At 38.7% G+C, this 13,119-nt stretch carries 7 protein-coding genes; 1 reads left to right on the top strand and 6 read right to left on the bottom strand.

The features are described from left to right. Positions 1 to 24: 24 nt before the first annotated feature. The 5 genes from HC643_RS13140 to HC643_RS13120 form a co-directional block, all read right to left on the bottom strand. A complete protein-coding gene (locus HC643_RS13140) occupies positions 25 to 3,066 on the bottom strand; it encodes an O-linked N-acetylglucosamine transferase, SPINDLY family protein (RefSeq protein WP_038079606.1) in 3,042 nt (1,013 codons plus the stop codon). Between the two features lie 294 nt (positions 3,067 to 3,360). Beyond that, positions 3,361 to 5,952, bottom strand: coding sequence for a glycosyltransferase (locus HC643_RS42380; protein ID WP_050045745.1), 2,592 nt, complete (start codon positions 5,950 to 5,952; stop codon positions 3,361 to 3,363). A gap of 84 nt (positions 5,953 to 6,036) precedes the next feature. Next, a complete protein-coding gene (locus HC643_RS13130) occupies positions 6,037 to 8,601 on the bottom strand; it encodes a glycosyltransferase (RefSeq protein ID WP_063779493.1) in 2,565 nt (854 codons plus the stop codon). A gap of 224 nt (positions 8,602 to 8,825) precedes the next feature. After that, positions 8,826 to 10,136 (bottom strand): protoporphyrinogen/coproporphyrinogen oxidase, encoded by a 1,311-nt coding sequence (locus HC643_RS13125; RefSeq protein WP_038079613.1) that lies wholly within the window; start codon positions 10,134 to 10,136, stop codon positions 8,826 to 8,828. 61 nt (positions 10,137 to 10,197) lie between these two features. Beyond that, a complete protein-coding gene (locus tag HC643_RS13120) occupies positions 10,198 to 10,605 on the bottom strand; it encodes a hypothetical protein (protein ID WP_038079615.1) in 408 nt (135 codons plus the stop codon). A 958-nt stretch (positions 10,606 to 11,563) separates the two neighbouring features. On the opposite strand from HC643_RS13120, the gene HC643_RS13115 reads away from it, so the two are divergent. After that, entirely contained in the window at positions 11,564 to 11,788 is a 225-nt protein-coding gene (locus HC643_RS13115) for a DUF4327 family protein (RefSeq protein WP_038079617.1), read from the top strand. A gap of 69 nt (positions 11,789 to 11,857) precedes the next feature. On the opposite strand, the gene HC643_RS13110 is transcribed toward HC643_RS13115, so the two are convergent. Then, positions 11,858 to 13,108: an FHA domain-containing serine/threonine-protein kinase gene (locus tag HC643_RS13110; protein WP_038079618.1), complete on the bottom strand. Its 1,251-nt coding sequence runs from the start codon at positions 13,106 to 13,108 to the stop codon at positions 11,858 to 11,860. Between the last annotated feature and the right edge of the window lie 11 nt (positions 13,109 to 13,119).

Genomic DNA, 13,119 nt, shown 5'->3' with positions numbered 1-13,119 from the left:
TCCATTGCCATTCAATTTTGACAATCAATTGCAACCTTGCTGTATAACACGGCGAAAGAAATCGTCAAGTGCGAGCACGCAAGTTTTGTCGTAGTAAAGATTGGAATGGTGCTTGTCCATTCGCTCAACAATACTATCTCTCCATTGCCGATCGCTCCCTAATTTAACAGCCATATTAATATACTCTTCTTCATTTTGAGTAATTGTGTCTGTTACGCCCAGCATTTTTAAGATTCCATAAGAATGAAGACCGCGCATATATTCACCAGGGCAGGTAACAATTGGCAAATGACAAGCGATCGCCTCTAACGTGGAATTACCACCTGACCAACCAAAAGTATCTAAATAGACATCTGAAAGCAAGTTGAGGGTTAAATAGCCAATCGTACTTTGTCGGGGAACAATCACACAATATTCTTTACTATTTAAGCCAAATTTAGCAAAAGCACGTTGTAGGCGTTTGCTAAATTTTTCAGTTATGTGAAGGCTTTTGTGAGCCAAAAAGGCAAACTGCGCTTGTGGTAATTTTTGAGCGATTGACGGGAATACATAATCGTATTGTGGTAAATACTTAAACAAAGATTGGCAAGATAAATAGATTATTGCCTCATCCCGTAGCTGAAAGTCCGAACGGTGTTTGTTAAGTTGAGGAATAACAGGGTTGGGATAGCAAAGACCGATGTTGGGTAAGCGAACTAATTCCTCTGAATAATGTTCTTGAGCGTTGTCTGGTTCCATTAAATCCCCAGATAAGAAGTAGTCAATGGTTGGCAATCCAGAGGTAATAGCATGACCCCAAGCTGTACATTGCACGGGAGCTAGTCGCAATCCTGCCATCTGAGTTGTAAGTGGAGCCATACCAATATCCGGAAAAATAAGTATGTGTAGTTTGTCAGCTGCAATCCGCTCGCAAACTGCTTCTAAATCATCTGGTATGTGATGAAAGAAATCAGCTAATAATTTGAACTGTTGAGTTGTAGCATCTACAATTGGGCTTGTATGGTAACAGTAAATCTCAAAGTCTTGTCTATTGTGATTTTTTATCCACCCAAGTGCCCACCTAGCACCATTATGACTTCTTAAATAATACGAGGCATAACCAACACGAATTTTTTCTCCTTCGTGTAAAGATGGTATTGCTAAGAGTTTAGACCAGTGAGGGTAGTTAGCAGCCATAACTTTTTCGACAAACTCACCATAACGTTTTTGTAACTCTACATCATTTTTACACTGATACTGTAGATAAAAATTTGTTCTACTACCGACACCTATTAAAGCATTTTGTCTGGCTTCAGGAGTATCTAAAGATGTTTGCTGAATCAACTCTTCTAATCCTTGAGCAAAGCGCTGTCTGTAAAAATTTACTTCCTCTTCAGTATCATAAAGAATTGGTAGTATTCGTTGCTTCTCTAATTGTAAAATAGTAATGTGTGGTAACAATTGTGATGCTTCACTTACAACTACAATTGCCTCCTCAGTACGTCCAAATTCTTGTAAAGCTAATGACAAAGAAAGATACAGTTCTGGAGATTTGGGGTAAAGCTGAATTCCTTCTTTATATGTTTTTAAAACCTCTTCATCTTGACCCAAGTTTTGGTAACATTCAGCTAAAGCAATATAAAAATTTTCGTCTCCTGTTTTTGTTTTGAGAAACTCCTGATACTGGTCTATGGCTTCTTGATATTTTCCTTGACGATAGTAGGCGTAGCCATAGTGAAGGGCAGCCTCTGCTGGATCGTTTTTAGCTTCTAGGGCAACTCCCAAATTATAAAGAACATCAGGATTACGAGGCTTCAAATTAAGAGCCTTTTCATACACTTCCACAGCTTCATCCACTTGCTGCCGTTCCATCAAAACATTGCCCAAGTTAAGATAACTACCAAAATGCTTGGGATTGGCTGCTATGGCTTGTCGATAAATTGATTCTGCTTCGTCTAGGTCACCTTGTGCCAACAAAATATTCCCTAGGTTGTTATAGGGGTCAACAGCTTCTGGTTCCAAAGCGATCGCTTGCTCATACGCCTTGATTGCCTGGGAAGTGGCACCAATTTTTTCCAGTACCAGGCCCATAGTATAGTAAGGTACAGATGTTGATGGTTCAAGCTCTACAGACTTAAGCAATGCATTTAGCGCTTTCCGATCTTGGTTTGTGGCATAGTATAAAGTCCCCAAATTTAACCATATCCTTGCTTGATTCTTATCCCACTCCAATAATTCCATGTACTTTTTTTCTGCTTCTTCATAGCATCCGTAATGTTGTAACGCTACTGCTTCTCTTTGCAAGTTGTCTAGTGCCTTTTTCTTATTATCAAGCTCCTCTTGCCACTGGATAATAGCTTGGATAAATACCTGATTATTCCCTTGTTTAATAGCTGAAATATCGTAGTTATAATCTCTTGTGGTATCCCAACTTAAAATCTGAATACCATTCAAAAATGTATTGTAATTATCCTCATGTGTGGGTAAGTCTAATAGTATTTTGCATTGAGAATGAGCAGCAATGAAATCCCAATTGGCTTGCTGTACAGAAATGGCATTACTATTGCTGGTAATGATAATTGCTTGCTCTGCAAGGAACGGTCTGATGAGAAGAAGACTCAATATTTGCGACCTGTAGTCCTTATCGCTATTGTAAAAGTAAACACCAATTTTATTGTTTGTCTCAATTTCTCGTAAATCGTAGAAAAATTCTTCGGTATCTTGAGCGCAAACTAATGTTTGTACCTCTAAAGCAAAACAGGATAAGTTGTTATTCAACGTATCAATAACTTCTTCGTTATTTTGGTATTGCAAAAAATTATCCACCGCATATGCCATCTGATTAGGATGGTCTAGAAGTGCAGCGATAAGATTTTCACCCGTAGAGCAACCTACCTCACAATAAATTTCATCTGGCTCCATACAATCTACAGCAAAGTTAAGTAATTGCATAAGATTGGGTGTAGTTTTTGTATCTCGATCCTTCTGTAATATGTGTTGAAATTTATTAGTTTTCGTAGAAACTGAATCTTTCTTCCAGTTGTAATAGAAATCGGGTAATTGGTTAATAAAGTTCTGGTAATCCATAGATATTTTTTGTCTATTAGTTAGAAATTGTATTTGCTAGAACCAATTGATGAATCAGAAATGTAGCTAATAAACAGGATGTTTTTGCTACAAAATCTGATAACAATTTAGGCTAAACTTAAAAGAAAATGGATAAAAAAGTTTCTCTAGTAAACTTTATCTGACTTTAGCTTTAAGCCCGAAATTTATTTTTGAGTTAACTTTTGTAAGAAGTCAAATAAGGTTTGGTTAGCGATACTTACCACTAGAAAGTTCTTTACCTCCATCTACAGGGTCTGGGGAAAGCAAGCTTTATCAGAATAAGACTGCCAAGGCATCTTCATTAATGCCAGTTAAACTATTTATGTCAAAGGCTAGAAGGTTTTCTGCTTTTACAGCCGCGATCGCCTCAGCATCTTCATGTTCTAGAATGATTCTCCCTTGAATGCGAGATAGCAAAGCCTCCCATTGAATACTACCTAGTTCTTCTACTAACGAAATATCTAAACCTTGGCTCACATCCAAATCTTCTTCCATTAAAAGATTCATTGTGACACTAGATAAAAACAGTTCTGCGTTTTCATAAGCAATGTTACTAGTGTCAATAAGCAGAGTGATGCTTTGACTGTTAGGAAGAAATGCGATCGCTCTCAGTGTTGTTTGCAAATCTTCTCCCAGTAGCTCTTCTGGTTGTGACCAATCTGGGAAGATTATGAAATTATTCTCTTTAAGCTTTAAAGGCAACAAAGTAGCATGAATCAAGGCAGAACTTACAGTCTTCGCCATTTTTGACCAAGAAAACTGTCTTGCTTGTTCCAAACCAGCAGCAATGAGTAATTTACGAACACTGGGTTTTTGGATTTCACAAAGAGCATCAGCTAGTTCCTCTACATTAAAATCACTCACATACAAAGCTGCTTCCCCTGTAACTTCTGGAATCGAAGCGTTAGGACAGGTTATCACCGGACAACCACAAGACATCGCCTCTAGTATAGGCAAACCAAATCCTTCGTATTTTGATGGATAAACAAGTGCTACTGCACCTGAATAAGCAGCTGCCAATTCTCGATCGTCAAGCTGCAATATATGAACAAGACTACCTGATGTGTAAGCTCTAAATTCAGATTCTAGTAAAGAGCCTCTTCCCGTACATACAATCTCAAAACCGTTTTGACTGGCAAGCTGGGAAAAAGCTTTGAAGAACAACAGACTATTCTTATAACCATCTGCTGGACCTACTAATATAAAGTACGGTTTGGTAATACCATACTTTGTTTTGAATTTTTGAATATTTTCCTGAATTGCAGGGCAAAATAATTGTCGATCAACTCCATTATTGGCAATTGTGACAGACTGTAAAGAAACTTTTGGGAAAACCTTACATAAATCCCGTGCCGTATTTTCTGAAACGGCAATAAAGGCAGAAGCATGCCGAATTCCATAGTGCTTCTCTCTCCACATAGGATGGCTTAAATTCCATCCCATCAGTTCCGGAATCATGTCATGTGCCAAAAACACTGATGGTGTTGAGAGAGGAGTTGTGTAGTATGTAGAAATAAATAAGTCAGCGCCTACCTGCTCACAAACTTGCTGTAGCATTTCGCGGTCATTGTCTGTAGTACCGTAACCATATGCTGGCGCTTTAATATAACGAATACCGGAAATAGAAGGTGCTGTTCCCGCTCGATCAAGTAAAATGATATGTTTGCCAAATTCATTGTTTGCCCATTCTTCAAGCAAGCTTGTCCACACACGAGCAATTCCTGCTTTTTCTATAATCTGGAAGACAACGCCATCAACAAGAATTGTTGGAATTGCAGTTCTTAAACTAACGGGTTCTTCCTCTAAAGCTTGATAAAGTTTAGTGAGTGCAGATTGGCTTGTTGAGGTTTCTGGTTTTTGAGCGGCGTAGTTAGAGAGATGACCTAAAACTTCTTCAGAGTCATTTAATTTGACAAAGTCTATCAAAGAATCAATGACTTCTGGAGCGTCACTACAACTTATTCCTTCCCAAAGTTGAGCGATCGCAGCATCCATGTCACCTACAGCTAACATTCTTTTAGCAGTATTAAGAGCTGCAAAGGCATAATTTATTCTAGATCGATTGGATAATTGAGTTGCGTACTCTTGTGGTAAGTACAATTCAGTAATTTCAATTGCTCGTCTTGCATTGGCAACATTAGACCCAGACTTTATTAACTGAGAAGTATGTGAAGCAGAGTGTCTGCGGTAATATGCTAGTGGTTGAGGTTCAAACCAAACTGGATAATGTACTGCTATTCGCTTCCACATTTCCCAATCAGCCGTGTGAAATAATTCGAGATTAAATCCCCCCAACTTTTCATAAACTTGACGTTTTACAACAATTGAAGGTGTTTCAATTCGTTGTCCGATAGCAATCTTCTCTATCCAATTTGGAAGAATACCAGGAGTTTCCCTTTCTAGTGCAGATAACCATTGCCACTGACCATTCTCATCTACGAAAATGTGTCGGCAAAAGGCTGCTCCAACTGTCGGTTCTTTTTCCAGAGATTTTTGCAAGGTACTGTAAAACCCAGGCAAAACCATGTCATCGCCATGTAGTATGTGCAGCCAATGACCTTTAGCACGTTGAATACAGGTATTAAAGTTAGGTATAGGGCCACCGTTTTTTGGTTGGCGAAAGAAAGAAACTCTACCTTTGCCCAGTTCCCTTACAACTGCTTCGGGATCGTCTTTAGTAGAAAAATCATCCACGACCTCTATCTGCATTATGTCTGAACCAGGGTCTTGTGCTAAGACACTTTTGAGGGTTTCTACTAAGAAATTAGCACAGTTATATGTCGGAATCATAACAGACCAAAACGGTCTGTTAACTTCTTCGGGCACTTGGTTGATAGCGGGTACAAAAACTCTATCTAATGTCATAAAATACTGCCTGTAGTTTAAGGATTGCTGATATTAGTACTTATCTGTTTTGTCGCTCAAAGATAGAAGCATTAGGATAGGTTGCTACTTTTCTTTGTTGACAGGAATGCTTTCAGCACAAACGGCAATGATAGCTTCTTTGTTTTCAGTTACCAATGGAATTCTTTCTTGTATGCTAGAAAGTAAGCTTTCCCACTGTAATTTACTAAGGTGACCAATGAAAGAAATTTGTAATTCCTCATCAATCGCGATATCTTCATCCATCATTAAATTCATGACTACGCTGTAAAAAAGCAATTCTGCCTCATCTTCAGCAATATTGCTCGTGTCTACAAGTAATGTCATTTGAGTTCTGAGAGTATGAGTTGATAGATTTCTCAGGATTTCTATAAATTCCTGGCAAAGCAGTTCTTCTGGCTGGGACCAATCAGGAAATATAATGAAATTTATCTCTCTTAGATGCAGGCGATCGCGAAGAAGACTGAGTTCTCTTTCCCGTAATTTTTCTTGAAAGAAACTAGCTATTTCTTTAGAGTAAGCAATCTTATCCAGTAGCTGTGGTTCTTTCAATGATAAATGATGGTCAATTGTAGAAATTGCCATCTCAGATAGAGGAGTCGCTGTAGCAACTTGGATTCTAGCAAGTTGATGGAAAGACAATAAATAAATGCAGTTTGTTATAGCTGAAGAATCTCCAGTAATGACTAGAATATCTAAATCTGCGCTACGTATAACATCTACTTGATGGGCTAAACCTTCTGGCAAAACTATGAAGTCACTAGCACAGCTAGCACAGTATCTTTCTAAATAACTACCTTCCCTGCTTAAGGCATACAGAGTAACTTCAAATTCTCGGCTAAGATACTCATAGACTGGCAGTGTTTTCCACGTATTAGGTTTATCTGCAAAAGTCGCCGCTAAAATACCTATTTTAATTTTTTTTCTATCGGTAAAATGTTCGGCGAATTTATGTGTAACTTCACATTCCTTAAGATGTAAAACTTTTTGTAAAACTTTTTTGTATTTGATATATACATCTTTTATTGCATTTTCTGGTGGAACAAAGCTAGCTGTTTCTAAAATAGAGTTAGCAACATTTCGAGATATATAAACATCTGTCATTCTGTCAAACCAATCGTATAAGTCTTGAATCCATTGTTGTTGGTAAAAATGATACTTTTCGACTTCGGCTTTGTCCTTATAGAAGTAAGATGAGCCAAACAGAAATGTAAGGTAATCAGTAATGAACCAATGAGGAATAATAGACAGTTCAGATTTGAGACTAAAAGTAGCAGGTAGAAAATAGAGCATTTTTACAAGTATATTCTTAATAATCTTGCCTTGCTCGACATTCTGATTTTTCCCTAGATTTTGACTCTCTAGAAACTCCTGTTCCATATTGGTCTCGGATGCTTTTTGAATACCAATCCTAAGTAGCATTTTATGTGCTGTACCTAGTTCTCCTCGATATGCGTCTTGAAGGTACTCGTGTGGTAAGTTTAACCACTGTTCAGCAATTTTCTGACGAGCTTGTTGAAGCTTAGCTAGTGTAAGTTGATTATTAGGGTAGGCCTGAAACTCTTTAATATCTTGTGAAAGAATAGCAAGAAACTGTGCTTCAGATAAAAATTTATCTAATGCTACAAATGGCAACAAATGATTATTATATAACAATCTAAATAAAATAGGTAAAATCTGGTTTAATGACTCAAAAATTCTTGTACTGTGACTGCATTTGATAGCAGCACGAAGCTGAGCAATTACTACTTCTAAATTGCCTTTTTCCAACATTTCTTTTGTGTTTTCGAGGGCATCAAAAGCATGAGCTTCTCTAGCTGCGTTCGATAATTCAGTAGCAACAAGAGCTGGTAAATATGTTTCAGCAATTTCGATAGCTCTACAGGCTTCGGTAATATTGTCACCGGATTTTTTAAGACGAGAACTGTCTGAAGAGGAATGCAGACGGTAACAAGCAGAAACTTGAGGTTCAAACCATATAGGATAATTTAGGATAATGCGTTTCCACATATCCCAGTCGGCGGAATGAAATAATTCTGGATGAAAAGCCCCTATTTCCTCGTAAACGCTACGCTTTACTACAATAGAAGGGGTCATGATACGGTTGACAACAGCCATTGGGGCTAAAAAATTAGAAAGAATACCAGGAGTTTCTCTTTCTACTGGAGAAATCATTTCAGTCCAATGACTATTGTCGTCAACTATGATGTAGCGGCAAAAAGCTGCTCCTAAATTTGGTTCCTGCTCAATACCTTGTCGCAAACGTTCGTAAAATCCTTGTAGAACACTATCATCACCGTGTAATATGTGAATCCAATGACCCTTTGCCCGTTGAATACAAGTATTAAAGTTAGCTATTGCTCCACCATTCTTTAGTTGGCGGTAGAATGAAACCCGCCCTTTCCCAATTTCTCTAACAACTGCTTCTGGATCGTCTTTAGTCGAAAAATCATCTACGACCTCTATCTGCATTTGGTCAAGACCGGGGTCTTGTGCCAAAACACTTTTGAGGGTTTCTACTAAATAATTGACACAATTATAAGTGGGAATCATAACAGACCAAAATGGTCGATGAATTCCTGTCGGTACTGGAGCAATATTAGGGACTGAATCACGATTATAACTTATCATAAATACTGTTAAATTAATAACTCTAATTACACTTAATTTACAAATTTTTTATTTATAGAGAAAATCTATAAATAATTATTAAATATCTTAAATTTGAAGATGGTGCTTCTAGGTAATATTGATAATATTACTAAATCTTTACTACTCGACGATTATTTCCGTATAGTCTTCTTCCCAAAGATTTGTAAAAATATGGAATTCAGATGTATGGAAAAGTTGACTCGCTAATATTCTGCAAGACTTGCTCCAATAAACAAGCCGTCTTTGATTGAATCTGCAATTCCTTGAAAGATCCAACGACCATATCGACCAATTAGGTAAATATCATGTTCTTCTAATGACTGAAGTGCTTGTTGTTTCCACCGCGAACCAGCCCAAGACCAGGTATAAGCCACATCAATCCAGGTAGGATCTACAACTTCTACTTGCTGAATATAACCCCAACTACACAATTCTTCTACAACGGCTTGACTGTAATTTCTTATCTCTACTTCAGTTGGTTTTGTACCTCCACGGTAGGCTTTTTCAACGTAAATACTTACACGATCTTGGTTAGCTCTAGAAGAGATCGGAAGAAAAGATACATCTACGTTGCTGTAAAATCCTACACGATGAAAACCAGATTTGCTATGGGGAATGTATATCCAGTGTTCATTAGGACACTTACAGCCTTTTGTAGCTCCAATATTAAGAACTAGCACAGATGTGTAAGGATCTGGCTCTGCTTCAACGTGTAATCCTGTCATTAACATCATGCGATTCAAGGGCAAAGTCGATATCATTTTGTCATATCGGATTGTCAAACCACCAGAGAAAATGACTTCTTTAGTTTTTACATCGATTTGTTCAACTTTCTTACCATAACGAACATCACAAGATTCAGCTATTTTTTGAACTAATGTATTTAATCCTTCAGTAGGATAGAGATAAGTTGTGTTATATCCAACAGGTGTTGGGCTTTCAAAAGCTCCTTGAATAACACTTGACAAACTTACAGGTGACTTGTAAGCGTCTTGAGGAGTAATTTCAGTCCAAAGACCAGCTGTATAAAGTTCATGGAAAGGTGCAAAAAATAAATCGGTCAATGTTTTACCAAAGTTCTGATAAAGCCAGTCTGCTAAAGTTTTAGGATGACCTTGAACGTTAGAAGCAATTTCTATTAATGCTTGAGATGCAATATTTGTACCTAAATAGCTAAGGTGATTTTGTAAAGGATAGGGAACGTATATATCTCGATCCGGAAAGTAGACAGTAGATCTGCGATTGTATGACTTGAAGGGTGTAAGCGATCGCATAAACCTCAATACAGATGGGTCGCCACCAAAAATCCAATGTCCTCCGCCATATTCAAAGCGATAAGCTTTTCCATCTTCTGGGCAATGGTTTTGTCTCTGACCATCCTGGGGTTTAATATAGTAAGAACCACAGATACCTCCAGGTTGCTCGAGTGCTTCAAATACAGGACATTTAGAGGACATACCTGCTGCCAATCCAGTAACTCCTGCACCTAAAATAATAGTATTATATTTTTCCATAAGCACCTTTTCTAATAACAAACTGACATAACAATACCTAATTCAAATCCAAGGAATAAACCTACTTCTGAGTTGGCTTAATGTCCTTTATCTGGTTCTTTAACTGTTCTAATGATTGTTTGTAATCTTGCCGTTCAGGATACAGCTTGGCTAGTTTCTCAAGAGGTTGAATAGCGCCGTTAAGATCCTTCAACTTAATACGTGTTAATACTAACCCCTCAAGCGCCACTCGGTTTTCTGGTTCTCTCTGTAAAACCAACTCGAAGCCATCCGCTTGATGTTGTAATGAAGTTGCTTCAGTATGAATCTTTGCTGACTTAGGACTTTGAAAAGCTTGTTGTAGTGTAGGAACAACTGCAGCTATCCCAGATCCAGCAAAAGATAGGATGGATATCCACGTTACAAGTCTTTTTCTTCGGTCAATCTGCTTCTGGCGGACAATTACGTATTCTTCCCCCGAACTAGCCATGCTTTCCGTATGTGATGCGGCGGTTAATACTTAAGTACCGCAACCCTCCCGTTATGAGAGTACCCACCATCTCAGATAAACTAACATCGAGTCAGAATTTTTCACATTTTGTGTGAAGGTTGTGTTCTTCTGTTAACCTTGGCAATATTGTCGTTGACCTAACTCAGGAATTTCCCAAAAACTGATTGTGCTTTTTTTAAGCAATAAGTATCTTTGCCAGTCCTTGTAGTGAATGGCGAGCAAGATAACACAAAAATAAAAGATTTGAAGCCCTTTCTATACTACTACCATTGATAGATGCAAATGTTGCTGTTGCTACTTATTTTTTTACTTAATTTGGATTTTGTACTGAGATAAATATTCTTAAGTAGACAATCATCCGGAAATGCTCACATTAGAACTGATGAACAGAGGTACGAATTCGTTATCCCATGCCCAATTCCCCCTTCCCAATGTCCCTGGCCCCAAAGAAAAATTAAATTTTTATAAAGTTTCATTTTAGTCCTATCCAATCTCAGATGTTTGCGATATCCTTCTAGATAACGTTTGATTCACAGGCACTATCCCCAACTTAGTTGCGAAATTCTCAATTCTTCGCTTGAAGTCTGAAACAGTCCCTTAATATATAGGTTTGAAAAAACTGCATAAATTATGGTGAAAAGACCAGATACTGTTTTGCAAGTCGTACCACAGTGGAACATCTGTGCAAGTAGAGGAAGGCTGATTCTTTTTAGCTTGGCATCCCCGATCGTGGAGTAGAGGCAAATTTAACCGAGTTGGTGGTAATTACCGTACAAAACCGACTTAAACCGCACCTGATTAGGGTAAGCTATGATATAGTTAAAAGGTTAAGACTTGCTTTGCCAAAGTACGAAACTCTACGCGACGGAATAATTCCAAAAAGGAAAGCAGTTTTGATTAAGCATTTACCAAACCAAATCTGAAACTAATTGAGGTTATGAGTAGTAAGCAACAAGTTATTCACCCAATGGTGAAGTTGCAACGTAATGTGCATTCACTTGTGGAGTCTAAAATTATTAAGCCCACAGATAGCATTTGGAAAATCGCTTTGCTCTTCGGCAACGACTGGCAGCATTGGAAACAAGAACTGCTGGATTACGGCTTTAGCATGCAAGATCCAGTGAGCGAATTGCTGTCTGTAGAAGCATGGGATGAAGAGTAAGAATGATTAGTGGTTGGTAGATATTGGTTAATGGTTAGGATTGCACAACCAACAACTAACCACTAACCCTTATTGACACCCATACAACGCTGCTGCTAATTCTTTGGCAGTTTGATAGCGATCGCGCGGTAAAGGCTCGGTAACGCGATCGATAAATTCCCTCAATTTGGGTGTAATCGTGGGAATACTTCCCACATCAAACCGAAAGGTTCTCCCCTTTTGGCGGTAGAACTTAAAAGGGCTTTCACCAGTTAGCAGAAAAATCAGCGTTGGACCGATGGCGTACAAATCTGATTGGGTTACGGGTTGTCCTCTCTCTTGTTCGGGGGCACAATACCCCTCTGCCCCAATGCGGGTACCGGGTGCTGTACCAATTTCCTTAACAGCTCCAAAATCCAGTACTACGATACGATTATTAGAATTGCGTACCATCAGGTTCGCAGGTTTAATATCTCGGTGGATAAGAGGAGGTTCTTGGCTGTGAATGTAGTCCAAAATATCACAAGTCTGAATCATCCAGCCAATGGCTTGAGATGGTGTAACAGGTCCTTTTTTATAGATCAGTTTCTCCAAATCCTGCCCGTGGACTAATTCCATCGCCAAATATTTCTTCCCGCCTTCCACAAAAAAATCATAATATTTAGGAATACCAGAATGGCTCAGGGATTGGAGAGTACGTGCCTCTCTCTCAAATAATTCTTGAGCTTTAGCAATTTTTGCCATATCAGCATTCATCTGCTTCAAGACAAGCAGCTGCGATAAGCCGGGTACGGCTTGCGCTGAGCGCGATCGCTCGGCAACGTTTCCCGTAGAATCCCAAGCCAAATAAGTTGTCCCCATTCCCCCCTGTCCTAAAATTCTCAATACCTGATATTGGCGAATGCTATGGAGGACTTTGAGCGGCTGACCGCAGTGGATGCAAAATAAATTGTTAGGAGAATTGCCTTCATGGGTGCAACTATAAGATGCAGCTTGAGGATGTTGCTGTACATCCCCACTGAGTTGGAATCTCAAAAGGGGACCCCCCTGTGCCAATTGCAACAAGGAATTATCAGGGACTTGCGCCTGAGTCACCAAAACTCCATTTAAAAAAGTACCATTTGTGCCTTTACTCGTCACCTGCCAAGAACCATCCCCAAAATTGCCAGCAAAAGCAAGACTCGTTTGTCTGAGTTCCAAATGGTGTCGTGACACCAAGCTATCACTTAAAACAATATCATTCTCAGCCGAACGACCAATCCGGATAACAGTTTCGTCCTGAAAGTGCCACTGCTGTAGGGGTATTTTTTGTTGTGGTTCTAACAAGGTCAGTGTGACCATAAGCGATATTT

The sequence above is a fragment of the Tolypothrix bouteillei VB521301 genome (genome assembly GCF_000760695.4).
GTDB lineage: Bacteria > Cyanobacteriota > Cyanobacteriia > Cyanobacteriales > Nostocaceae > Scytonema > Scytonema bouteillei_A.
Note: the sequence above shows the minus strand (reverse complement) of the source record. Positions and strands in the feature narration are given on the sequence as shown.

What these genes read in the sequence shown, in the direction of transcription:
- HC643_RS13115 (WP_038079617.1), top strand. Translation starts at nt 11,564, where the DNA reads ATGAGTAGTAAGCAACAAGTTATTCACCCAATGGTGAAGTTGCAACGT.
- HC643_RS13130 (WP_063779493.1), bottom strand. Translation starts at nt 8,601, where the DNA reads ATGATAAGTTATAATCGTGATTCAGTCCCTAATATTGCTCCAGTACCG.
- HC643_RS13110 (WP_038079618.1), bottom strand. Translation starts at nt 13,108, where the DNA reads ATGGTCACACTGACCTTGTTAGAACCACAACAAAAAATACCCCTACAG.
- HC643_RS13120 (WP_038079615.1), bottom strand. Translation starts at nt 10,605, where the DNA reads ATGGCTAGTTCGGGGGAAGAATACGTAATTGTCCGCCAGAAGCAGATT.
- HC643_RS13140 (WP_038079606.1), bottom strand. Translation starts at nt 3,066, where the DNA reads ATGGATTACCAGAACTTTATTAACCAATTACCCGATTTCTATTACAAC.
- HC643_RS13125 (WP_038079613.1), bottom strand. Translation starts at nt 10,136, where the DNA reads ATGGAAAAATATAATACTATTATTTTAGGTGCAGGAGTTACTGGATTG.
- HC643_RS42380 (WP_050045745.1), bottom strand. Translation starts at nt 5,952, where the DNA reads ATGACATTAGATAGAGTTTTTGTACCCGCTATCAACCAAGTGCCCGAA.